The following is a 23,633-nucleotide window of genomic DNA, read 5'->3' on the forward strand; positions in this document are numbered from 1 at the left end:
GTGTCCGTGTCGTCCGAATAGAACCTGCGGCAATATGGCTAGGAAAATATCCCGTTTGGTCTGAGGAGATGCGTTTGGCGTACAGCATTTCTCCCCGTTCGCGAGCGAACGTACCGGCTGACCGTTGAGCTATTTTTCAAAATGAGAGGCGCGCACTCAACTGGATCTCTCTTCCGGGAGTAGTGACCTCCGTAATCGATCCAAACCCCGCCGTATTCACAAACCGATTCGGTGTGCCAAGGTTTGTGTGATTTAAGGCATTGAAGAACTCGCCGCGCGTCTCGAGCCGCAATGCTTCGCCCAGAGCGAAACTACGAACGACACTGATATCCACTGTTTCCATCCCTGGACCCGGTACTGAATTCCTTCCCGTATTGCCAAACGTATAAGCTGGAGGAGCGGCGAAAGCAGCAGGGTTGAACCAAGTTGTTGAATTGCGGGTTCCTGGACCAAATATTGGTTTTCCAGTTGTGTTCGCCCGTACAGGGTTCTCCCCTAATGCAGTTCCAGCATTCGCCGTGTCTCCAAATACCGAGATCGTCAGCGGAAACCCACTCTGTAGCTGAATAATTGCTGACGTCCTCCAGTTCGCTGTCACCGCTCTCGTCATTCTGTTCAACGCCCAAGTTGGCACGTCGTACACAGCGCTCAACGCAAAGCGGTTGCGCACGTCACACGCGGGGCCTTTCTCCGCGGCCAGATTATTGTTGTTTTGTGGAATGGCTGCCTCAAACATCGGCGAACGGAAATCCGGCGCATTGGAAAGGCTCTTGGACCAAGTAAAGTTCGCCAGAAGGCTCAAGCCTTTCGCCGCGTGTCTGCGCACATTCACATACCCAGCGTCGTACCAGCTTTGCGCCGAATTCTCCAATAAGTTGATCGTACTCACTCCAAACGTGGTGCTCACGACGTTGATATCAGGCGGCAACACCGTATTGGGGACGAAACTGATCTTCGTGAAGGGTCTGCGTGGCTGAATCAGACCTGGTCCTGGCTGTGCATTGTTAATCAGGTGGGCCCGTTGCAAATGGAAGCCGCGGGAACCGAGATAGCCGATTTCGAGCACCGTGCTCTTGTCCAGGCTTTGCTCTATGGCAGCGCTCCATTGCTGAATATATTGAGGCGCAGGGTTTGTCTGCATTCCCGTGAAACTCACGACGGTTACTCCCAGGACTGCGGGAGCAAAGTTGAACGTCGAGATTGAAGGTGTAAAGTTGTCGCTCTGATTCGTCTCTGGAAAAACATACGGCACATTGTGACGTTGATTGCACCACGTGTTCATATCTACCGGAGTGAAAAAGACACCGTATGCCGCGTGCAAGACCAACCCGATCTTCGGCACACTATGGGAAATACCCAGCCGAGGGGCGAAGTCTGCCTTGCTCGGATACATCAATCCCTCCGGATATCCGTTCTGACCGCCGATGAAAACGCTAGGCGTTCCATTCTGCGCGAATGTCAGGTTGCTGTTCGTGTATCGAATATCCACCAGCGCGCTCATATACTCGTATCGCACGCCGTAATTTAGAGTCGTGTTCTGGGTTACACGAAACGTATCCTGCGCATACCCATTCGCATACCATTGCCTCAGATTCATCTGAGGGATTCCAGCCTGTCTCTGCCTTACCGCTGGCAACCCCAGCAGGAAACTCGCCAGAGCCGATCCTGTGCCATTGTTTGCTCCAATGTCGGTCGTGAATCCGTTTGTGAACTGATAGTAGCCGCGGTTCTGGAAGAATCCCCACATCGGCCAGATGAAGCGTTGGTACACAGCACCAAATTTCATACTGTGCCGCCCTTTCACCCAACTTACCGTATCTCGCCCTTCAACCAAAGTGTCCCAGGAATGCATCGGTGTTGCCGCATAGCTATCGCCGATCGGCGAGTACCCTTGAACGTTGAAGTAGGGTGCGCCCCATGCTCCAGGACCACCAAACCCTACTCCGGCAATCCCCAATTGACCTGTAATGTCGTTTTTGTTCGCACTTTCGGTCGTGTGGTTCATACTTAGCCGCGACACGGCAATTGTCGCAACATTCAGCAAGGATGGCGTAAAGATGTGGCTATACGATCCCGCACCCTGCTGAGAAAGATTGTCATGCGGATAACCGAAGCCCGGCAAATTTTCCGGCATAAAGCCATGCTCGCCGCTCGCGCTATAGCGAATAAAAGCCGTATCTTTTGAGCCAAACTGGTGATCGACGCGTGCTGTCCCTTGATCCGTGTCGTGAATCTCGTTTCGGACATCAAGATAATTATTGGAGTCGTTTCCGGCACCTACTACCGTGGGCTGACCCATCATCGTCATTCCACCCATGCCGTCCATCATCATGCCCGGCATCGGTGTGTATTGAGTCAGCATAGTCACCGCAACTTGATTCATCCGTGATCTTGGAATCTTATTGTCAGGGAAGGGCTGACGCGTGAACTGTGGATTCTGCGCAGTAACCGGAAGGCTCGGGTTATAGGTAGGATTGGGTTTCGTTGTCGCCGGATCGTAGATTGTTACGCCGCTCATGCTGAAGTCGCCATTCACTTCATCTGCTGTCGGAACGGTCTGTGTCATCGAATCAGCTTGCACATGGCGCAGCCCCTCATAGTTCAGGAAAAAAAATGTGTGCTTTCCTATTGGAACCGGGCCACCCAACGAAGCTCCAAAATTATTTTGCACCAGATGCTTTGTTCCTCCCATGTCATTGAAGGAGTGAGCATCCAATGCTCCATTCCGAAGGAACTCATATACCGTTCCATGCAGATGGCTTCCCCCTGAGCGCGTAACGATATTTACCTGCCCACCTCCGGCACCTCCCATGTCCGCCGAGTAGCTTCCGATCTGTACGTTGAATTCCTGGATGGCGTCCGGAGACGCGCTCAGATTCTGGGTATTGAAGGTTGGGTCGGTGTTCGTTGCTCCATCCAGCAAAAAATAATTCGCGTTGGGCCGGTTGCCTCCGACGCTGATCGCTGATCGTTGCCCTGGTCGCCAGTAGAGCGGATTCATGTCTCCGGTCTGGGCCCCATGGCTTAGATGCGCACCTGGAACAAGCAGCATCAGGTCGACAAGCATCCGGCCATTCAACGGAAGCTGCGACACCGCCCGTTGGTCAACTACCTCCCCAACGCTTGCATCCGTTGTCTTCAACAGCTCCGCCGCCGTCTCGGCCGTCACAGTCTGCTTGTCCGGCCCGACCTTTAGCATCACGTCCAAGGTCACCTGTTGACCTACTTCTAGAAGCACCTCTTGTTTCGTAGGAGCGAATCCAGGACTCACAGCCTCCAAAATATAAACCCCAGGCAGAAGACCACCCATCTCATAATCTCCATGCGAATCGGCGGTAGTCTCGCGCTCACGCCCCGTATTTTCGTCGGTCAGTTTGACGTGCGCCGCAGGTATTCCTAGAGCCTGAGGGTCTTTCACTAGACCCCGCAAGGCTACGTAATTTGCTTGTGCGTCCGCTACAGTTGCTGCAATCCACAAAACCGGCAAAAAAACGAACAACCGCTTGCATCTCATGGGACTCCTCAAAGACATTTATCGATTGGGCGAGCAAGTCCGTGTTTGCCTTGCATACCTGAAGTGCTATCTGTTGGTCACAGCATTTTTGCTCATCTGGCCCGAGACTGTCCTCCTCCCAAATAGGGAACCACTTCTCCATCTTTTGATCGAGTAGGCGCAATTTTTCCAGTTTGTTATCTCGGTTCACCATCGAAGGTTTATCAGGTTCGATACGAACTATCACGATCTATGATCGAAATTTGATGTACCAAGTGCTGGCAATTATGTTGTCTGCGGATTTCATTGAGAAGCACACAGGCCGAGCCTCCGCTACTGGTGATGAGCCACTCAATGAGTTTGTCGATTTAGTCTCATCAAACCAGTTGGCGGTGAGCTGGCTCCGGATTTTGAGTCGGGTCGTCCGTTTCAACAAGTATCCGATCAGCCTGGAGTCAAACGCCGAAGTGAAAGCACGTATTCGAGGCACGAACTCTCTACTTATTGATTAGGAATCTCTCGAACATGTAGTGCAGGAAGTCCTTCAGCGGGGCATCGCTCCGGTCTGCCTGGGAGCGAAGTAAGGCTCCCTCCCAGCCATTGAGCACAAAGCCTGCCAGTGCTTCGGGCCTGGTAGATTTTGGCAACTCATCGTTCTCGATGGCTTCGCGTAGCACGGAGGTGATGACCGCCTCCCAGTACGCGAAGTTGGAACTGAGGCAAGCTTGTAACAGTGAACTGGCCCCTGCGATCTCCAGGCTGAGGGTGCCCATAAGGCAGCCTTGGATGGGTGCTGATTGCCCTGCGGTGCGGATTAGATCTTCGAAGTAGCGGCGCAACCGTCTCAATGGCGCTTGGCTCGTGTTTCCAAGGACTTCCTCGCAGTGTTCTCCTTCGAGATGGACATAGCGCTCAACTACTGCGGCGGCGAACTCCTCCTTACTGCCGAAGTGGTGATAAAACGAGCCCTTGGGGACACCAGCAGCCTTCAAAATTTCCTGTACGCCTGTAGCGCCGTAGCCGTGCTTCCGCATCAACTCGAGGCCCACGCCGATCAAGTTATCGCGGGTCGAGGGCGTCCCTGCCTTCGTGTCTGGTGTAGCTTTCGCGGCGGTTTGCGTCTTTGTCGGCATGATGCGGCTCGCTTTCTGGAGAAAGAACGCGCAACCCCCGCGCAGATGCACGGAGGTTGACGTTTCTATCGTACCGGTCTTAAGGTGCGCGAGTTTGCTTGCCTTACTGATGTGCTCCAATGCTGTAACGACCTGCGGGGTTCTTGTGAGAGAGGTTGGGAGCAAGCGCTAGACGCGCCTTTTCGTATGCCTCGAAGTCTGCAGCATTGGGAAGCGCGGGGATGGTAGCGAACTCGCCTTGATCGAGGCCAGCCAGCGAAGCGTCGACCATGTCCTCGGTGGTCATGACCCACTCGGCAGGAAGGTTATGTATCGGCACGCCCGCCTTATCCCAAAGAGGAGTCGCCGTTGCGCCGGGCAGCACCACCTGTACTGTTACGCCCTTATCTGCAAGCTCGTTCTTTAGCGAAATGCTGAAGTTTTGCACATAGGCTTTGGTGCCGCTGTAGGTGCCGTTTAGCAACTCCGGCGCGAGCGCGACAATGGATCCGATGTTGATGATGAGACCGTTCGCTCGCGCTACGAAACCAGGCGCTGCAGCGAGCGCGAGCCGCGTAAGCGCTGTGACATTGAGTTGGATCATTTGGTCGAGGTAGTTCGGATCGGACTCGAGTAGTTTGTTCGCCGCCGCAATACCAGCGTTATTGACCAGGGCAGTGATGGTGGTGTCGGTGGAGAGGCGGTCAGCAACCCGTTGTACATCAGGGGGAATGGTGAGGTCGGCCTGCAGGGTCTCGACCTTGCGACCGGTTGCGAACTGAATCTGCTTCGCGACTTCGTTAAGCTTGTTCTGGCTGCGCGCTATGAGGATGAGATCGTAACCGCGCTTCGCGAGGCGGTCGGCATAGACGGCGCCGATTCCCGTGGAAGCGCCGGTGATGAGAGCAGTACCTTTGCTGGAATGAGTGGACATGACAGTCTCCTTTTTCGAATAGCGCCCTTGGGGCGGCATGTCGATAAGAGTAGACCGGTCGGTCTATAGATTCAAAAAAAGAATATTCCCTATCCGCCTGGTCGCAACTTCATCGTTACAGGTCGGATCCTTCCTGGCTGCGCCTTATGCTTTGCCCTCCCCCGAGCCTCGCCAAAATGTTATCGGCGGTGGGTCTCGGTTTCGTAATGAAAGGCAAGTTCATTTTTTTATTGACGATGATATCGCATTGCATATAAAAGTATCCGCCAAGACCAATTTTAGCTATGCTTCGATCGCAAATGGCTACCGCGACGGGGAATTTGCTGGTGTCGTTCGGCAGGTTTCTTGATTGTTCATAGCTTCCTGGCGTCAGAATCAAAGAGCTATTCGCTAATCAGGATTGTTGATTGAGTACAGATTGACTTTGCGTGCCTGACCGGGGCATTTGAGGATTCGAAGTATTCCGGTCCATCTGTATACGTATTCATATATATGGAAAGATTTTTTGTGAGGCCTTTATGAAGTTTTATTTCAGATTGATTTTGCTGGTAAGCGTTTTCGTTTGCCTAGCCTTCCAGGTAGATGCTCAAACTTCCAGTGGCACGATAAGCGGGCACGTCGTCGACCAAACCGATGCAGTTATATCCAGCGCAGAGGTGAAACTGATCAATCAGCAGACGGCTGTCATGGTATCGACACAGGTTCGGTCGAACGGAGACTTCATCTTTTCGAACGTGCAGCCCGGGACATTCACGGTCATTGTCCAGGCAAGAGGCTATAAGGAGTTGCGCAAGGTAGACCTGCAGTTGAGCGCCTCGCAGGTCCTTTCAGCCGGCACATTCACCCTCCAGGTTGGTGAAGTCTCCCAGTCCGTTACCGTGTCTGCGGAGATTACGCCAATCCAGAACGGCAGCTCTGAGCGCTCCGGCGTGTTGGATAGCAAGCAGATCGACAATCTGCTGGCGGTCGGGCGTGATGCTATGTCCTTCGTTCGCGTATTGCCGGGCGTAGTGGGGAGTGGCGGAAGCTCAAGCCTGGGAACTTCAAACACCCCGACCATCAACGGCGTAAACAGCGAGTACAACTCAGCCACGATTGACGGTGTTACGGGCAATACCCGTGGCCTCTCAACCCTGGACACACCAGTCAACCTTGATGCCGTTCAGGAAGTTACGGTTATGGCCTCGAATTATCAGGCACAGTACGGAAAGACCGCGGGCGCAAACATCAATTTCGTTACGAAAAGCGGCACACAGCAATTTCACGGCGGACTTTACTATTACTTCCGAAACGAGGCTTTGAACGCCAACGCCTATTTCACCAAATACAACGGCAATTTGACTCGGGCTCGCTACCGCTTTAACACTTATGGTGGCACGATCGGAGGCCCGGTTTTCTGGCCAGGCCACTTCAATACCGCCAAGAACAAGCTGTTCTTCTTCGTCTCTCTTGAGAACTCACCGATTACGGCTCCAGATGGCCTCAAGACATACAAGGTACCGACTGCGCTCGAGGTGAACGGTGACTTTTCGAAGAGCTATAACCAAGGAAACCAACTCCAAGATCCTGCCCACTTGATTCGAGTTAAGGATCCCACTTCCGGCAGTGCTTGCGCTGTAAATTCTGTAACTCCGGGAGCCGGCTGCTTTCCAGGGAACGTAATTCCGGCCGGTCGAATGAACCCCCAGACCCAGGCGCTGCTCAAGGTGCTTTACAACAATACCCTCGCCTTGAACCCGGGCTTTGCTGTGAACGACCTAGGCGTCACGAACAACAATTACAACTACGCAACGAATTACTCAGGTGAGAAGCCGGTAAACCAAGAGATATTCCGCATCGACTACTTCCCGACTGAGAAGCTGCATATGTTCGGCCGGATTAACCTGGAGACAGTCAATAACAATAGCTATAGCTCCCCCGCCAACAATCTTCCCTGGTTGATGAAGGTAAACTACAAAACCTCCAATCCTAACTTTGCCTTCAATGTGATCTATACCTTCAGTCCCACGCTTGTGAATGAGCTAAACCTGGGAACAGCGGGATGGAACGAGTCGCAGCTCTATAACCAAGATGATCTGAACAAGGCTCTGTTAGACCCCAACGGATATAACATTCCGGCGCTATATCCTGGCGTTAATCCGCTCAACCTGCTTCCAAGTGTGACATTTGGCCTCACCAACTCTGCGAACTTTGGTTGGGATAGCAGATTCCCCATGGGAAATAAGGTCAGATCGTACAGTGCTACGGACAATGTGACAAAGATCATCGGTTCGCACACCTTGAAATTCGGCGTCGATGCCCAGACAGACTCGTACTTGCAGGCCAATCACAATCGTGTCGGTAACTTCTCTTATGCGCGCGACGTTAACAATCCAAACGATAGCAACTACGCGTATTCGAATAACCTGTTGGGGAACTTCGACACAATGACCGAAGTGACAGCGCTGGTCAATTACAAGCCGCGCACCAATGCGTTTGAGTGGTACGGGCAGGACCAGTGGAAGCTGAACAACAAATTAACTCTTGATTATGGAATGCGTTTCTCGTGGGCGCTGGCGCAGCGGCTGTCGGCCGGCAATAACTTTGCTCCAAGCCTGTATAAAACTTCCGATGCGCCGCGCCTTTATCAGCCGACAACAAAAGATCCAAAGACGGGGTTGCCTCGGGCGATCGATCCGACAACCGGGGCATTTGTGCCAGGAGCATGGGGAGGTCTCTTCGTACCCAATACCGGCAACCTCCAGAACGGCATCCTGAACGTGAACACTCCAGGCTACCCGCAAGGAACGCTGTATGGCAACGGGGTCATCTATGCTCCACGTATCGGCTTTGCCTATGATCCCTTCGGCCAGGGAAAGACAGTCATTCGCGGAGGCTACGGCATCTTCTACAACGTCCGTGCGCGCTCCGGCCAGTCAGGCGACATGACAAACAACGCACCGACGACCAACTCTCCGACGCAATACTACGGCAACGTCGCTACTTTCCAGAACGCCGGTTCGCTAAGTGGACCTTACACGATTGGCCATGCGATCCCCTTGCATGCTCCTGTCGTTTCCACCATGAACACGAGTTTGGGTATTCAGCAGATGGTCGGTGCGGGCATCGTTCTGGATGTGGCATATGTTGGCACATTTGGCAGGCACCTGAGCAACTACACACCCATCAATACAGTCCCATATGGCTCGCAATTTTTATGGTCGAGTCAGAGTCCTGCCGGGGGAACTCTGCCTGACAACTTCTTCCGTCCGTATCCTGGATTTGGGGGCATCAACATGCAGAACTTCAACCTCACCTCCAGTTACAACTCCTTGCAGGCTCGCGTGACCCGACGCTTCTCCAAGGGGCTTGAGTTTGGGGCGGCATATACCTGGTCCAAATCGATGGACTACGGTTCATGTCAGACTGTGTCAACCGCAACAGCGGCATCTTGTTCGGATGCTTACAACGTAACGGTTGCGATGTATCAGAACCTTCGTGCCTGGAACTATGGACCTGCCAGCTGGGATATTAGAAACAACCTGGTCGTGAATTATCTTTGGAGCCTGCCCAAAGCGAGCAGCGTCTGGAGCAACTTTCTCACCCGGGCTGTACTGGATAACTGGCAGATATCCGGCATTGCCTCCTATCTCAGCGGCACTCCGGGTGGAATCATCCTGAAAACTAGCAATGGAGCAAACATCACAGGAGGTGGTGATGGTGCCCGCGTTAACCTCTCGGGAAATCCAATGCAGGGGGCGCCGCGCACTTTCAACCAATGGTTCAACACAAGTGTGGTGAGCGCTCCTGTCGCGGGGGCTGCTGCTACCAGCGCAACCAGCGGATATAGACCTGGCGATCCTGGAAACGCTCCGAAGGTAAATTATTACCTTCCTGGCTATACCAACTTTGACACGGCACTCTTCAAGAACATCCCCATCGAGAACAAGCTGACAGTGCAATTCCGCCTCGAGACGTACAACACCTTCAATCACACTCAATTCAACTCACTCAACAACACAGCAACCTTCGCGAATGCAAATTCAGGTTCGACGACTGTCAATCCTCAAACCGATGCGACCTTTGGCAGGTTCAATGGCGCAAATAATCCCCGTTATCTGCAATTAGCGCTTCGGGTTAGTTTCTAATCGCTGAAAAGGCTCGACGCTTGGACGTTCTTCCGTCTGAAGCGTCGAGCTTTTGTTATCAAGATACGGCTTTTCGTTAGTGCGTTTCAGACCAGATGCTGGCGATACAGATAAAGAAAACGGCTGAACAAGTTGGGAGACTGAACTAGTCGCGCAACTTTACGGCCTTCTCTGTCGCGCCGTTTTGAAAGACCAGTGGTTTAGTCGCGTAGGAGATATCTCCGCCATCGATCGTGACGCGTTCATTTCCTGCGCCTTCCATCTGCAAAAATACTGCCGCTGGAGTAAGTAAGCGAGGCGATGTAACCAAAACCTGTTTACTGTCGATCATGCGAACGACTGTCTCAGCTCCGGAGTTGCCATCAACGCTGATTCCTGACACCGTCGCGTCCGTCACGTTATCAAAGATCACCGCGGGACGCAGGTCAGGCGAACTTACCCGCAGGCGAAGATTTTGTGCGGTGAATCCATGAACACCGCGTACATACAGGCCATAGGCAGGCATCGGGCCCAACATGAAATATTCGCCAGCAATTTCGGGCAGGTTGCGTTTCGCGCCATCTTCGGCCGTCCCACCGCCGCCGAAGGTCAGATTGATGTCTTCGAGCGAGATGTTCTCCATCGTCGCGCCCCCAACGCAGTTGAACGTGATGCAGGACATCTTCTCGCCCGGATTTGCTGAACTTGTAAGCTCAGTTTCCGTAAGCTGGGCGGGATTAGTGGTTACGTTGCCATGGATATGGCTGAAGGAGATATTCCGCATGACCGCAGGTGTTGTTGTGCCTGGAGGCGCGCCCGTGCTCATGTCATCCTTCACGGGTGCATTAGCGTTTTCAGGGGAAATCGGCCGTCGAGGTCCGACGCCTACATGGATTGGTCCGGTAACGTCATCTAGTACGAGATTCGAAAAAGAGATGTTTTCATAGCGAGATCCCGGGTTGCCCTGGAATTTAATCGGGCAGCCGTAGACCTGATAGAGCACGCAGTTCGATATCGAAATGTTTTGAGCGAAGCCACCGCCAAAGCGAAAGACAGACCACCGCGTGCTGAAGATGCTGTTTGCAATCGTCACGAATCTGCAGCTTCCAAACAGCGCACATGCATCGTCTTGTGATAACACAATGCAGTTGTTGACCGTGAGGTGCTGTGTGCTGATGAAGTGAAATCCATCATTATTGCCGTTTACACGGTTGTGTATATAGAGACTGTCCATGTGCACGCGTTTGCTCTGAATCACGCGGATGCTGTGGTATGCACAATCGATGAGGTCCAGGTTGCGTACAGTAAGACCCTCGCAGCGATATGCAAGGACATGATAAGGGCGGCTGGCACCACCGATCCCGCTGGGCGGTTTGGTGCCACGCACTTTTGAATGAAATTGGGCCCCTTGCCCATCGATTGTGCCAGGTCCTTCTATGGTGATGTTTTTTGCATTAACTGCAAATAGGAGAGCCCAGTTTCCATCCACAAGCGTTGTGTCTCCGCTTAGCGGAATCACGTCTACCGCGTGATATTGTTTGCCGTCACCGCTGCCCAGCAGCTTTCCACCTGCAGTGATACGCAACGTAACATTACTTTTTAGCTCGACCGTACCGATCTGAAAGATTCCCGCCGGGACCAGAACTGTACCGCCACCGTCGCGCGTGCAGGCATCAATCGCCGCTTGCAGCGCAGATGTATCGAGAGCCTTACCATCTCCTTTTGCCCCGAAAGTTCGTATGTTATAGACACGAGCGCCCAGATCGCTTATTGCTGTTGCACCGCCTGAACTTGACTGAGCCTCTAGATGATTGGGTTTCATCAAACTCATTGCTGCCGCCGCCGTCACGGCGCTTACCGGGGCTTGCCTGAGCCACTGACGTCGAGTTAAAGAGCTGCGATTCGTTTCACCAACAGTAGATTCAGTCGTCAAGGTGTGCCCTCTTGGGAAATAATGAAGAGAAAGTATATGAAATATACCGCGGCTACACCATAAATGTATCCGTATACAATCGTCAATAACGATACACTGACGACATCTGTCAGAGGGATAACTCACTCTTAAGCACATGCCTCATTCGGCACTAGGAGCTTTCAAATCTTCTTATGGACATGCGTGATATAGCGAAGCTCGCCGGAGTTTCGAGTGCGACCGTATCTCGTGTTGTTAACGGTTCCACCCTTGTCCGCCCCAGGACGGCAGAGCGCGTCCGGAAAGTAATTGAAGAGAACAAGTTTGTCCCAAATGGGAGTGCGACCACATTAAAATACGGAAAAAGCAGCACTTACGGCCTGATTATTCCTGATATCACAAATCCGTTCTTCCCGGAATTCATTCGTTACTTCGAGGCAATTCTCGTCAAGAATAATCAGGATATGTTGATGGCGACGACCGACTTTCACATATCTCAGATGCAACAAACGATACGCCGCATGCTGGTTCGCCAGGTTGATGGAGTGGCACTGCTTGCCGCTGAGATTGAAACTGGGCCCATCGAATCGCTTTTGCATAACCGTGTTCCGCTGGTCACCATGGACCGCAGGCTCGTCGCAGCTGGACTAAGTGATGTCTCCATCGACTACATGAGCGGTATGCGACAGGCGATCGCTCATCTCAAACAGCTTTATCATCGCAAGATTGCCTATATTGGTGGCTCGCCTGGTCTCACCATCTCCGATCACCGTGTTGACGCTTTTAAGGCTGCAATGTCTGAAGCCGGGCTGAAGGTTGAGCAGTCTTTCCTTCGTGTCGGTAACTACCGTATTACCGGTGGCGAAAGCGGTATGTCGGAATTGCTAGCTCTCAAAGATCGCCCTACAGCCATTTTGGCCACTAATGACCTTACAGCGATTGGTGCCCTTCGAGTGATTCATCGGAAGGGTCTTTCCGTACCACTACATTTTTCTGTTGTGGGGTTCGACGATATTGAACTCTGCGATATTGTCTATCCTCCGCTTACCACTCTACGGTTACCACGTAACACACTTGCTGAAACCTTCTTCAAAGCGCTCGAAAGCTTCAGTAAAGATCCTCACGCCATAGGGAAGAAGTATAAGGTCCGTACAGAGCTTGTTATTCGTGAATCAACTGGGATGGCGCAGAAGCCCTAGAACCAGTATTGGGCGAAGTCAGCTTTCTCAAATCTCCGCACTGACTGTATCCAAAGCTGGAAGATCAGTATTGCTCTCGTACGGGTTCTTCTCTACCTATTGATCTTCTCTGCTGCAAATCGTGTGATTCTCGTCAGCATCGTTCTATTCTCGTAACTATGATTCTAGTTGACTATTTCTTGCGAGGACGCTGGGGAACGGCCTCGCAGTTTTTCCATGCGGGAGAATGCCGGGGCTGTCACCTTTTCTCGCCCCAGCCTTTTTATTGGATTGGCGCGATTCCGTCGATTAAGGACGGGCCGGAAGTCGCCAGCTTTCTGAAGAATGCATACGATGACAAAGTAGCCTTAGTTTTACAGGTCAACCATCTCACCAGATGCGCAAAAACGATAGCCCATCCATGATTCGGTGACGATGTACCGGCGGTGATCTGAACAATCAATCTTCTTGCGAAGACTGGCGATATAGACGCGAATGTGGCCCTTGCGATCCTCGTCTACTCCCCATACATCTTGAAAAATCGCTCGGTGGGTAAGAACCTGTCCGGCGTGTTCAACGAAATAACGCAACAGCCCAAACTCTAACGGCGAAAGATGAACCGGCTGGCCACGGACAGTGACGCGATGTAAAGGAATATCAATTTGAAAGTCACCCGCGACGAGAGTTCGTTGCGTCTCTGATCCATTAATTGGATGACGCCGAAGCTGAACCTGCACCCGGGCGTGAAATTCCGGCATACTAATTGGCTTGACAACATAATCGTCAGCACCGGCATTCAATGCCTCGATCTTAATGTTCTCGTGTGTAGGATCTGAGAAAACAATAATCGGCGCTTCAGAGATCTCACGGAGTTGGCGGCAAAACTCAACACCGCTCATCTTCGACATGAATATATCTGCGACCACAAGGTTCGGCTGCCAATCTCGGGCTATGGTCATTCCTTCTACGCCGTTTGCCGCAATATGCGTAAGATATCCTTGAGATGAAAGATTTGTTTGAAAATTTTTTGCGGTTTCAGGTTGGTCGTCTACGATCAGGATCTTAACCATGGAGTGCCTATCGCCGCGCTTCATTGTCGCTCCTGTCGCGCAACGATGCGTTTTGTACTGCCACTCACAGCAATGACTCCATCTAGTTGCTCGTATACACTTGCCAATTTGAAATAAAGCCACGCACGCGGTTCGACTTCTTGTTCAGGTGCCTCGACAGCCTCAAAGTCACCGGTCATCACCACACGTTGGCACTTTACTTCTGTGGAAGGATCTCCGTTATCGACTGACCAATACAAAAGAGCTTCGGTGTAGGAGTTGAAATAAATCCTGCATACACCTGTCCATAACAAACTCATCTTTACCTCGAATTAGGACGACTCGATTGACTTGAAATTGCTCATAATCCGGAACTGGCTGGCTTGGGCTGGACCAGGAATCGATTTCAGTTCCTGGCCCAACCCAACGTTGGTTGGCTTTGCCTCCATCCGATTTTAGAATTCGAGTCGCAAGGCGATTTGTCCCGTCCTGTTTCCCGCGTTTTCTGCCGTTTGCGCTCCTGTAAGCACGCCGAATGAACTGGCGTTGCTTACATTAGTTGCCGGAGGCGCATAGTTCGTACGGTTTAATACATTGGTAAATGTCGACTCAAAGCGCAAGCGCCATGCTTCTCTGAGGGTAATCACCTTTGCCAAACCTGCACTTACTGCGATCGTGCCCGGCGCTTCAAGAATTCCAACTCCCGCACTGCCTATTCGTCCGGCATTGGCAGGAGTAGGTGCAAACGCATTGATGTTGAAATAATTCGCTGGTGAACGATGAGCAGGAATTGGATTCCCTACTCGATCAGGACGAACGATCGATCCATCGGCGGCAGGATTGGTATTGGTCTGGTCATTAGTGATGCTGTCGGTTGGCGTGAGATAGGGACCCGTTTGGAGAAGCGTAATGGTGTTGATGTTCCAGCCGCCTAAAATTCCTCCAACTACGGGTGACGAGTTTAACCACTGACGACCTTTGCCGAACGGCAGCTCGTAAGTACCTGTCACCAGCAAGCGTTGACGCCTTGTTCCAACGACATTTCCACGGTTTGCACTGATGTTAAAACGGTCCAGATCGGCGAGACCATAACGGGTTTCGCCCTGGAACGCTGTAGGTGCGTCGCCCTGGGCATCGCTGATGTTGTGAGTCCAAGAATAGTTTGCCTGATAGGATAAACCTCTAGACATCCTGTGCGTGGCCTCCAACTCCAGCCCTTGATAGTTCTGTGACCCTAGATTATAGGTTTCGAAGATAACTCCCCAGTTTTGAAATGGCGCATTCGCAAAATTATAGGGAGTTGTGCTTGGCTTCGTTTGATTCAGATTTACTGTTACGGGTAACCGATAAGAGTTCATTCCAACGTAGCTAACCCTAACTGAGGTATTGGAAGTAAGCTCTCGTTCTACTGTGAGGTTCCATTGTTCTGACTGCGCATCACGATAGTGCGGATCAGTTCCTTGCTCAAGCTCTCCACCTCCAAACTGAAGTCCGGCACCGGGGGGCGTAACTCGTGGGAAGGTGAAGGCAGGGGTACCTCCATTGTTGTTCTGCCACGTATTAACGGCAGCCTGGGGATTGCTTTCGTTGTTGTTCTGGAGTTGTCCCAGAGCAGTAACGGTGAAGATTCCGAAGCCGGCACGGATGACCGTCTTGTTGTCTTTGAACGGGCGATACGCGACGCTGAAACGTGGATCGAAGTTACGAAGATAGGTCTGACGAAGACCTTGCGGCAGATGGTCCTGACTATTTGTTACTACTGGAGTGCAAGTGGAGCCGTTGTAGTTAGGGTTGACGTTACCAAGCCCGCACGCATTGAAAGACGCCAGGAAGGCGGGAGCTGTTCCGAGACCATTCAGCAAAACGTCGTTGACGATGATTGCACCTTGACCATTCGCACCAGGGCCTGTGTAGTTAGGATCGAAGTTGGCCTGAATTCCGTTCTTGTCGACAAAGGGAGGCATCAATTCCCAACGAAGGCCGATGTTGACGGTCAATCGATCGTTGACCTGCCACTGGTCTTGACCGTAGATACCTGTCTGAAGGCCACCCGCATTGTCTCTCGGTCCCGTGACAGCAAAGTATGACGTATTGGGAGCACCAAGAAGAAAATCGCCGAAGGCATTACCCGTAAATACTGACTGATTGAAGGTGAACAGTCCGTAGTCATCAGAGGGAGTTTCGATCTCGGGGACTGCGAAACGCACCCACCGGAAATCTGCGCCGACTCGAATTGTATGTCTACCGCGGTTATAGGTGAGATTGTCAGCGATTTGTTTCGTCGTGGACTCAGTAGGTCCGACGTGATCTCGGCCGATCTGGGTAAAACTTGTTCCATCGGAAAAGACAATCGATGGAAAGCCCTGGTCCACCGGATGATTCGAAACATTGACGCCCTGATCACCGCCGACTTGAATATTCAATCCTTGCAGAGCTGCAGCGCCCTGAATCGCGAAGTTGGGCGCAAGGATGGTATCAGTGAACCCGTAGCGAAACTCGTTCAAAAGATGGCTGTTGATTACGTAATTGTGAGATACCAGGAAGCTCCGGTCATGCTCGGTGTCTACATCGTTTGGCAAAAGCGGGTTAACCACATTTACCGTTAGATTCTTTCGATTGAATCGCGCGTATACCTGCTGTTTCGAGTTGATGACCTGATCGAGTCTGGCATCGAATCCATCTGTATTCGAGGGAATCGGTACCAATGTCTGGTAGTTGATTGAACCGTTCGAGGTGGGTAGGTTCGGCAACGGATAAAACTGATTCAGCAATGCTGTAGCTGTCGGGTTGATATTTGTAATGGTGCTGTTTTGATAATTCTGGCCTGTAAAAGGATTTCTTAAGGTAGACGCAAGCGCACTTAGGTTCCCCGCTCTTTCCTCGGCCGTGGGAACCGTGTATTGCTGTGCCTGCGAGGTTCGTCTTCGGTTGCCCTCGTAATCGAAAAAGAAGAAAGTCTTGTTATGGCCGTCGTAAAGATGAGGAATCGACAGCGGACCTCCGATACTACCTCCGAAAGTGTTGAAATGTTTCGGTGCCTTTTCCGTAAAATTCAGTACGCGAGCATCAAGCGCGTCATTCTGCAGATACTCGAAGAGGCTCCCGTGAAACTGATTTGTTCCTCCCTTGGTCGTAAACGTCACATCGCCAACCTGGGAAAACTCAGCATTGTTGTTATAAGCCGAGACCTTGAGTTCCGCGATGCCCTCTGCGGATGGATAAGGGTTTGTTCCTGCGGCACTCAGGAAGACGTTCGCCGTTGAAATGCCATCCACGGAGAAGCCGATCTGGTTCGCAGTCGCACCACCGATGGCGGTATTTCCCTGGCTATCTTGCTGCACATTCGGCGAAGTCGTTAATGCCGCAAGTGGACTTGTCGACGATGCGCGGAAATTCAGCGGTAGCTGGCCTATCTGCGCCGTATCCTTTGAATCGCCAATCGTGCCATTCTCCGTGTTGATCACAGTGGCAGAGGAGTTCACTTCGACGGTGGTTGATTGCTCAGCAAGCTTCATCGATAACGTAAACCGTAGAGCCTGCCTCGCATCCAGTGTAATGCCGTCAATTACCGTATCCGCGAAGCCATCATGGTGAGCGCGAAGACTGTACTTGCCAGCCAGGACATTCTCGATTGAATAGCTGCCAGTGGCGTCGGCCTTCACGATACGGTCGGTGTTCTGATCTGTGCTGTGAAGTGTGATCTGCGCATCTGGGATTGCAGCCTCAGAACTATCCAGAACAATTCCTCGAATACTTCCGAACGTCGACTGAGCATCTACAGTTGGAGCAGCCAGAAAGAGCATGCTCAATAGAACAAGGAACGGACCTGATAGATGACGTTTCCGAACTCGCCGTGATGAAAGGATCTGGGAATTCGCTTTATCTTTTACTCGGGAAGATGCGGCCTGTTGCTCAATTAGAAGTGCTGCCTCCAAATGCAAACACATCAAAGAATGTGCGGAAATGAGTGAAGCATGATATACCGACCCTCTGGGAGAGGTCATGAGTATTCTCCAATCTGCCGATTCAATTAGCGGCGATGTCTCATGACAACTCTTCGCGCATAACTATGGCATAACGATCACCCCGGGTTTTACGGTTTACTTATAACTTTTAATTTGTGGCAACGATGTCTATGAAGACTCGTCCCAGAGCATTTGTTGTTGGGGGATAAATTGGCTAGAAATTATGCCCTGTAACTTGCCTCATTTCAAAACGGTTAGAGTATCTAGGCTCATTAAACTTTACGATTTGTTTACAACTTTTTAGTTCGGGGTCGAATATGCCTAACGATTTGGCGATATTCTGATCTTTCGAGATGAGATACACGCATGTAACCAGGCGTCTGCTCCGCACTCTCGCTACCGGCCCGATCGTAGTGTTAGTAACGACAGCGGTATACGGTAGCCATGGCAAGGCGTTGACTGCGGGACTTATCGATCTTGTCCTCATTATGCTAATCGCATTTCGATGGGGATTTATTGAAGCAGTAGCTGCTTCAGTGCTGTCCGTTGGATGTCTGGACTACTTCTATATGGCCCCGATCTTCTCTCTTTACTCCCGTGAACCTCAGGACTGGATTTCATCGGCCACATTTGTGGCAATCGCTTTGACCGCAGGTCATTTTGTTGACCGCATCAAGGAGAAGGCTGCACAAACCGAGAGTGAACGAACGAGACTGGAAAGACTTTACTTCACAAGCCGGGACATCATCATCTTGGACCGGAGTCAGGACGTTGGGGTGCAACTTACGCGTCTGATCGTTGATGCATTCAACGCCGATGCCGTGGCCCTGTGGGATGCCCGCGAGGTTCGGATGGATAAAGCTGGAAAAGAAGCCATACCGGATAGCGACGTACTTGCAATTTATTTTCACGAGCTTTGCGAAAACGATCTCACCGCATGCAGATTTAAACGAGTATTGAGACTAGGCGCAAGGCCCGTCGGTGCCCTCTATATCAAGGGCTCTCATCATGAAAGCCATTTCGATCCTCGATCGGTGGACGCGATTGCGTCCCTTTCCGCAATCGCCCTGGAAAGGGCACACTCGTTTATAGCGGAGAGCAATGCCGAAGCAGCCAAGAGGAGCGAGCAGTTGCGATCCGCGGTTCTCGACGGTCTCGCCCATTCATTCAAAACACCTTTGGCGACCATCCAGAGCGCCAGTTCAGGACTGATCGAGATCAGCAACCTTGGGGACGCAGAAAGAGAACTTGTGTCTCTCATTGATGAGGAAACAACTCGTCTGGTGAAACTGACCAACCAGATACTTCAAACCGCGAGATTGGATGAGGGGCAATTAGTGGTCCGTCACGAGAAGATCTCGCTGACGGATTTGGTTGAACTTTATAAGGAGCAACATAAGGCCCTTCTGGAAGATCATCCGCTGAGCGTTATTCATGAGCGTGGGGTGAACTACTTGTGGGCAGATCCCAATATGCTTCAGATGGCGCTCTTTCAACTACTCGACAACGCCTCGAAGTACGCTAGCCCAAAGTCGCCAATTACCCTTCGTGTCGCTTCCACCGACACCGAAGTCGTGTTTAGCGTTCAGAATGAAGGGTCTTTCATCGCTCCTGAAGAGAGATTACGCATCTTTCAGCGTTTTTACCGAGCCCCGGGTTCGCAGTACAAGGCTTCTGGGACTGGCATAGGTCTGTCCGTAACCAAGCGGATCGTGGAAGCTCATCGCGGCCGGGTGTGGGTAGAAAGCGATCCAGATACTATTACAACGTTCTTTCTGGCATTACCGCACATACGTAAGGAAGTTTTGAGATGGACGAATCACAAGGAAAATTGCTCATTGTAGAAGACGATTCCGCGCTACGTCGAAGTCTGCGTACTACTCTCGGTTCTCTTGGCTTCGATGTAGCGGAAGCGAGCAATGGCGAAGAGGCGTTGATGAGGGTACGCATGACGGACTTTGAGGCCATCCTTCTCGACATCAACATGCCGGGAATAGGAGGCATAGAGGCCTGCCGGCGTATTAGGCGGATCTTCACTAAGACACAGATTCTTGTGCTGACGGTCCGCGATAGCGAAGATGACAAGGTGGATGCGTTAGAGGCTGGGGCTGACGACTACGTGACCAAACCATTTCGGACACGAGAATTGACGGCCAGAATCCGCGCTGCTATCCGTCGATTTAGGGCACCTGAAACACCTGAGGATATGACGATCGTCAACGGAGTCCTCATGCTGGATCCTGTTCGTCGCCGTGTCGAACGAGCCGGGGTTGAGGTGCACCTGACACCAAGGGAATTTGATGCTCTCGCCTTTCTGATGGCACGTGCCGGACGTCCAGTCACACACGCCCGATTGCTAGCTGTCTTGCGCGGTCCTGGCTTCGGAGATGAACGCAGCTATCTGCGAGTTCTTATCGGTCAACTACGAAAGAAACTGGAAGACGATGCTGCCAATCCGACCTATCTCTTGACAGATAGTTGCATCGGTTACCGATTTCGTGCTCCGTAGTTAGCTCCAGTCATGAGCAGTAAGTGAAGGGATTCGCTTGTGTTTCTCACACACAGAGGTTTTAGTTATCGACACGATGGAGCTATGTTGCAAACTGAAGAAGATGATCCCGGCTCGCTGCCCCAAAAATCCCAAAATAGTTTGGTGAAATGCCTGCCGAGATGCGACAAGGAACAAGAGTTGCAGCGCAAGGGTGACTTCTCCACAATCTCGACGCCCCATCAGATCATCAGGCGCATCGCCATCGCGATTCTTGATGGAGAAGAAGTATACCGATATCGACCTGCCGGTACCGGCGACCTTCACGGTGACCCCCATCCATCACCGAAACCATCTAATGGGGAAAGGTCCGGCGATACGGCAGTATGTGCAGAATTTCCCGGAGAGTGTAAGGAAGATTGGTGTATACGATGCTGACGAAAGGAGAAAATTGCAGCAGCCGTCTGATGATTTTGCTACCAAGAAGCTTCCAGCGTTTCTCAAGGGCTGCTGTAAGCGATTGAAATATATGGCGGCCACGAACGGATTCGAACAGCTAACCTCTAGCGTCGCAGAATTTGGGCGCTGCTAATTCATCGACTCAAGGCGCCCTCGTTAGGGCGCTCAGGTCAGGGCTCCAGTCTAAGTGTGGCGCGAAGATTGGACGTTTTTTGCATTTTGCTTGGGGGCCGAGTCGTCGTCACTATGTACCGGAATTGGATAAGGGTTGGCATGCAGAAGTTCAGGCATACGGTCGTTACCTTTCAGGAGCTGCAGGAGAAACAAAGCGACGAATCTTGGGTTGTGCTTTAAGTAGCGGCCTGCGAGGCGACGCGGTTCTGATGCGAGGCGAAACGCCCACTCCAACCCGTTGCGCATCATCCAGCGCGGCGCCTGCCGCTTGGATCCCGCTAAGAAATCAAAAGCGGCTCCGACGCCTAACATCACGGCAGGAATTAGCCCTCTGTGCTCCATAATCCAACGCTCCTGCTTAGGACAGCCAAGCCCGACAAACACCATCCGCGCGCCTGAGTTGGAAATTTGCCGTGTTATCTCTTCATCTTCATCTGCTTCCAGAGGGTAAAACGGAGGCGACATCGTGAACACGATCTCTAAATCTGGGTATAGACGTCGCACTTCTGCGATGAGTTTGGCCAGTGTCTCCTCGCTTCCTCCATAGAAGCCCACCGGAATAGCCGCCGCTTGCGCGGCATCAAGGAGCACTTGCGTAGCGTCCGGTCCATACACCCGAGTTGCATCGCGCTCGCCCATTGCTCGGAGCCCCCAAACGAGAGGCATGCCATCCGGATTCACCAAATCTGCGGCATTCAATTTGGCGCGAAAACTCGAATCATCAAACGCTTCCATTACTACGTGTACATTTGCGAAAAAAACGGCGCGTGACTCTCTTTGCTTCGTCCATGCGACGCTCTTTTCCACAGTTTCACCGTAGCTACTCGCGGTAATTTTGACTCCAAGAATTTCACGCATTGGAGCTCCCTTCCACTCGGCTCAAGTTTTGATATCAAATTGTTTAATGCTGATCGGCACTATTCTTGAATGCCTCTGGTGATCGTCATTCCTCTCTGCTTTATTCCGTGTTGATTTGCAGGAAGCTCGCCGATGTGCCATGATTAACCGAAATCCAACTCGTGTAGGTGTCGTCGTAACTTAACCCAGGGCTCTCCCTCCGAAACGTTCAGCACTCAATTTCTTACATCAAGGATCAGGGTGGCATGTCAGCTCATTCAAAGCGACGCCATGACGTACGTGTTATTTGCGCTAGCACGTATCTGATCTGGTTTATTGCAACCAGAAGTGGAAAGTATTTCTGGTACTTGATTGGCGTTCTATTTCCCCGAGCAGAGTTACATTGGCTTCCCCTGTCTTGAAAAATTAAAAAAATAAAGGTGGTAAGCGTGCGTACTCCTCCCCATACGCTCATGCAGACGTGTTTTTCCGTGATGCTGACAGGTTTGATTGTCGGCTGCTCTAACCCAGCTAACCCTCGTACTGCCGATGTTGAGAGCAATCACCGCAGGGCATCCGGTGCAGTCAATGCGAGCGGAACCTCCGAAGGAACACCCACATCAACGTCAACACCCACATCGACATCAACACCCACATCGACATCAACACCCACATCGACATCAACATCGACATCAACATCAACACCCACATCAACACCCACATCAACATCAACATCGACACCCACATCAACAGCGTCAGCAACGCCCACTGTCACGCCAGCGGCGGGCTCTGCTGTCACACAGCCGCAGGCTGCCACGACCGCCAATGCAATTCAAATCGACCCATCGATGAGTCAGAGTCAGATTCAAAGTAAGATTAATGAAAGTCCGAATGGGGCTACGATTGCTTTCGCAGCCGGAACCTATAGCTTGGCTGGCAACGGATCGAATCCGAATGGAGCTGCACTCAATCTAGTCGCTGGGCGGATTTATACAGGGCCTTCTTCCGGATCGTCAGCCCATCTTGTAGGTGCTGGTGGATATCCACTGGTGTACTTTTCTGGAACAACTGTGACCATTGAATATCTCACCCTCGACAACGGGACCTTATTTTTGGAAAATGGGGTCGCGAGCGCAACCATCGGCAACAATATCTTTGAGAACATCGATTGCGGAGTGAATGCCTCTCAGACGTCAGCCATCTTTGTTGCGGGAGGACTCAATGATTCCGATATTTCGTACAATACATTCAAAAACATCGGACAAACCTGCAACTCGCAGTTCCAAGATGCCCAAGGCGCGGGCGGAATTCAGATGTACGGATTCCATAACCTTAACATTACTCACAATACCTTCGACACGGTTTATGAAGGAATTGCGATCGTCATCAGCAACAGCGATCAATATGACGGTGTAGGGGGTCACATCAACTACAACACCTTCACCAGAATTCATCGCATGGCGCTCGAGCTACTCGGTACTACTACCAATCCGAGCGGACTCGAAGTCGCCTACACGAACTATTCCAACGCACTTCTCCCATGGGCGTACACGTTTGGCCTGTCGCTTACGGCTGGTCAGAATATGATTGTTCATGACAACGTCTTGAATGGAAACAACAACCAGCCTGGTTATGTTCCTTATGCCGTCGAAATTGGCGGCGTCAACTCTTCCGCTTACAACAACACTATAGAAGGCTACTGGGGATGGGGTTTCGCTATCGGCACCAATACCCCCATCAGCATCACAAACAATCACATCTGCGGGCCGGCAATGGCAGCAGCAGCTCCGGAATCGGGTAGTATTCCGGTAGCAGGCAATGCAGGTGGATTCATCTCGTGGCAAGGAAGCGCCGTGGATGGGACGTTTACAGGCAATGCAACATCGTCTGCCTTGACCTGCGCGCCATAGATCTGGCATGTGGGAT

The 23,633-nt window shown here is 51.7% G+C and carries 15 protein-coding genes; 5 read left to right on the plus strand and 10 right to left on the minus strand.

The window, feature by feature from the left end:
* Nucleotides 1-136 precede the first annotated feature (136 nt).
* The 3 genes from AC5S26_RS13855 to AC5S26_RS13865 all read right to left on the minus strand — a co-directional run bounded on the left by AC5S26_RS13855 (nt 137) and on the right by AC5S26_RS13865 (nt 5,539).
* Entirely contained in the window at nt 137-3,514 is a 3,378-nt protein-coding gene (locus AC5S26_RS13855; protein WP_494185500.1) for a carboxypeptidase-like regulatory domain-containing protein, read from the minus strand.
* A 476-nt stretch (nt 3,515-3,990) separates the two neighbouring features.
* Nucleotides 3,991-4,626 carry a TetR/AcrR family transcriptional regulator gene (locus AC5S26_RS13860; RefSeq protein WP_494185501.1) on the minus strand — a complete coding sequence of 212 codons (636 nt, stop codon included), beginning with the start codon at nt 4,624-4,626 and terminating at the stop codon, nt 3,991-3,993.
* Nucleotides 4,627-4,729: 103 nt separating this feature from the next.
* The gene (locus AC5S26_RS13865) at nt 4,730-5,539 is read right to left on the minus strand and encodes an SDR family NAD(P)-dependent oxidoreductase (protein ID WP_494185502.1); all 810 of its coding nucleotides are present in this window, start codon (nt 5,537-5,539) and stop codon (nt 4,730-4,732) included.
* A gap of 518 nt (nt 5,540-6,057) precedes the next feature.
* Here AC5S26_RS13865 and AC5S26_RS13870 point away from each other — a divergent pair.
* A complete protein-coding gene (locus AC5S26_RS13870) occupies nt 6,058-9,666 on the plus strand; it encodes a TonB-dependent receptor (protein ID WP_494185503.1) in 3,609 nt (1,202 codons plus the stop codon).
* Between the two features lie 145 nt (nt 9,667-9,811).
* Here the strand turns inward: AC5S26_RS13870 and AC5S26_RS13875 are convergent, their stop codons facing one another.
* Nucleotides 9,812-11,476, minus strand: coding sequence for a glycoside hydrolase family 28 protein (locus AC5S26_RS13875; protein WP_494185504.1), 1,665 nt, complete (start codon nt 11,474-11,476; stop codon nt 9,812-9,814).
* A gap of 275 nt (nt 11,477-11,751) precedes the next feature.
* On the opposite strand from AC5S26_RS13875, the gene AC5S26_RS13880 reads away from it, so the two are divergent.
* On the plus strand, nt 11,752-12,756 hold the full coding sequence (locus AC5S26_RS13880; RefSeq protein WP_494185505.1) for a LacI family DNA-binding transcriptional regulator: 1,005 nt from the start codon (nt 11,752-11,754) through the stop codon (nt 12,754-12,756).
* A 353-nt stretch (nt 12,757-13,109) separates the two neighbouring features.
* On the opposite strand, the gene AC5S26_RS13885 is transcribed toward AC5S26_RS13880, so the two are convergent.
* The 3 genes from AC5S26_RS13885 to AC5S26_RS13895 form a co-directional block, all read right to left on the minus strand.
* Complete coding sequence (locus tag AC5S26_RS13885) at nt 13,110-13,829, minus strand: response regulator transcription factor (RefSeq protein WP_494185506.1); 720 nt, start codon at nt 13,827-13,829, stop codon at nt 13,110-13,112.
* Complete coding sequence (locus AC5S26_RS13890) at nt 13,826-14,104, minus strand: hypothetical protein (protein ID WP_494185507.1); 279 nt, start codon at nt 14,102-14,104, stop codon at nt 13,826-13,828. Before AC5S26_RS13890 ends, AC5S26_RS13885 begins: the two co-directional genes overlap by 4 nt.
* A 135-nt stretch (nt 14,105-14,239) precedes the next feature.
* Nucleotides 14,240-17,587: an outer membrane beta-barrel protein gene (locus tag AC5S26_RS13895; RefSeq protein ID WP_494185508.1), complete on the minus strand. Its 3,348-nt coding sequence runs from the start codon at nt 17,585-17,587 to the stop codon at nt 14,240-14,242.
* 515 nt (nt 17,588-18,102) lie between these two features.
* Between AC5S26_RS13895 and AC5S26_RS13900 the strand changes: the two genes are divergently transcribed.
* Complete coding sequence (locus AC5S26_RS13900; protein WP_494185509.1) at nt 18,103-19,593, plus strand: sensor histidine kinase; 1,491 nt, start codon at nt 18,103-18,105, stop codon at nt 19,591-19,593.
* Nucleotides 19,560-20,258: a response regulator transcription factor gene (locus AC5S26_RS13905; RefSeq protein ID WP_494185510.1), complete on the plus strand. Its 699-nt coding sequence runs from the start codon at nt 19,560-19,562 to the stop codon at nt 20,256-20,258. The genes AC5S26_RS13900 and AC5S26_RS13905 overlap by 34 nt, the downstream gene beginning before the upstream one ends.
* On the opposite strand, the gene AC5S26_RS13910 is transcribed toward AC5S26_RS13905, so the two are convergent.
* From AC5S26_RS13910 to AC5S26_RS13920, 3 genes are all read right to left on the minus strand, one after another.
* A complete protein-coding gene (locus tag AC5S26_RS13910; protein WP_494185511.1) occupies nt 20,259-20,564 on the minus strand; it encodes a hypothetical protein in 306 nt (101 codons plus the stop codon).
* Nucleotides 20,565-20,879: 315 nt separating this feature from the next.
* Nucleotides 20,880-21,728, minus strand: a complete 849-nt coding sequence (locus AC5S26_RS13915; protein ID WP_494185512.1) for a WecB/TagA/CpsF family glycosyltransferase — start codon at nt 21,726-21,728, stop codon at nt 20,880-20,882.
* Nucleotides 21,729-22,269: 541 nt separating this feature from the next.
* Complete coding sequence (locus AC5S26_RS13920; RefSeq protein ID WP_494185513.1) at nt 22,270-22,482, minus strand: hypothetical protein; 213 nt, start codon at nt 22,480-22,482, stop codon at nt 22,270-22,272.
* A gap of 73 nt (nt 22,483-22,555) precedes the next feature.
* On the opposite strand from AC5S26_RS13920, the gene AC5S26_RS13925 reads away from it, so the two are divergent.
* Complete coding sequence (locus tag AC5S26_RS13925) at nt 22,556-23,617, plus strand: hypothetical protein (RefSeq protein WP_494185514.1); 1,062 nt, start codon at nt 22,556-22,558, stop codon at nt 23,615-23,617.
* Nucleotides 23,618-23,633: the final 16 nt, after the last annotated feature.

It is taken from the genome of Edaphobacter sp. FHG110511_03 (assembly GCF_059115365.1).

What these genes read in the sequence shown, in the direction of transcription:
- AC5S26_RS13900 (WP_494185509.1), top strand. Translation starts at nt 18,103, where the DNA reads ATGAGATACACGCATGTAACCAGGCGTCTGCTCCGCACTCTCGCTACC.
- AC5S26_RS13925 (WP_494185514.1), top strand. Translation starts at nt 22,556, where the DNA reads ATGAGTCAGAGTCAGATTCAAAGTAAGATTAATGAAAGTCCGAATGGG.
- AC5S26_RS13890 (WP_494185507.1), bottom strand. Translation starts at nt 14,104, where the DNA reads ATGAGTTTGTTATGGACAGGTGTATGCAGGATTTATTTCAACTCCTAC.
- AC5S26_RS13905 (WP_494185510.1), top strand. Translation starts at nt 19,560, where the DNA reads ATGGACGAATCACAAGGAAAATTGCTCATTGTAGAAGACGATTCCGCG.
- AC5S26_RS13915 (WP_494185512.1), bottom strand. Translation starts at nt 21,728, where the DNA reads ATGCGTGAAATTCTTGGAGTCAAAATTACCGCGAGTAGCTACGGTGAA.
- AC5S26_RS13895 (WP_494185508.1), bottom strand. Translation starts at nt 17,587, where the DNA reads ATGCTCTTTCTGGCTGCTCCAACTGTAGATGCTCAGTCGACGTTCGGA.
- AC5S26_RS13880 (WP_494185505.1), top strand. Translation starts at nt 11,752, where the DNA reads ATGGACATGCGTGATATAGCGAAGCTCGCCGGAGTTTCGAGTGCGACC.
- AC5S26_RS13855 (WP_494185500.1), bottom strand. Translation starts at nt 3,514, where the DNA reads ATGAGATGCAAGCGGTTGTTCGTTTTTTTGCCGGTTTTGTGGATTGCA.
- AC5S26_RS13885 (WP_494185506.1), bottom strand. Translation starts at nt 13,829, where the DNA reads ATGAAGCGCGGCGATAGGCACTCCATGGTTAAGATCCTGATCGTAGAC.
- AC5S26_RS13860 (WP_494185501.1), bottom strand. Translation starts at nt 4,626, where the DNA reads ATGCCGACAAAGACGCAAACCGCCGCGAAAGCTACACCAGACACGAAG.
- AC5S26_RS13865 (WP_494185502.1), bottom strand. Translation starts at nt 5,539, where the DNA reads ATGTCCACTCATTCCAGCAAAGGTACTGCTCTCATCACCGGCGCTTCC.
- AC5S26_RS13870 (WP_494185503.1), top strand. Translation starts at nt 6,058, where the DNA reads ATGAAGTTTTATTTCAGATTGATTTTGCTGGTAAGCGTTTTCGTTTGC.
- AC5S26_RS13875 (WP_494185504.1), bottom strand. Translation starts at nt 11,476, where the DNA reads ATGAGTTTGATGAAACCCAATCATCTAGAGGCTCAGTCAAGTTCAGGC.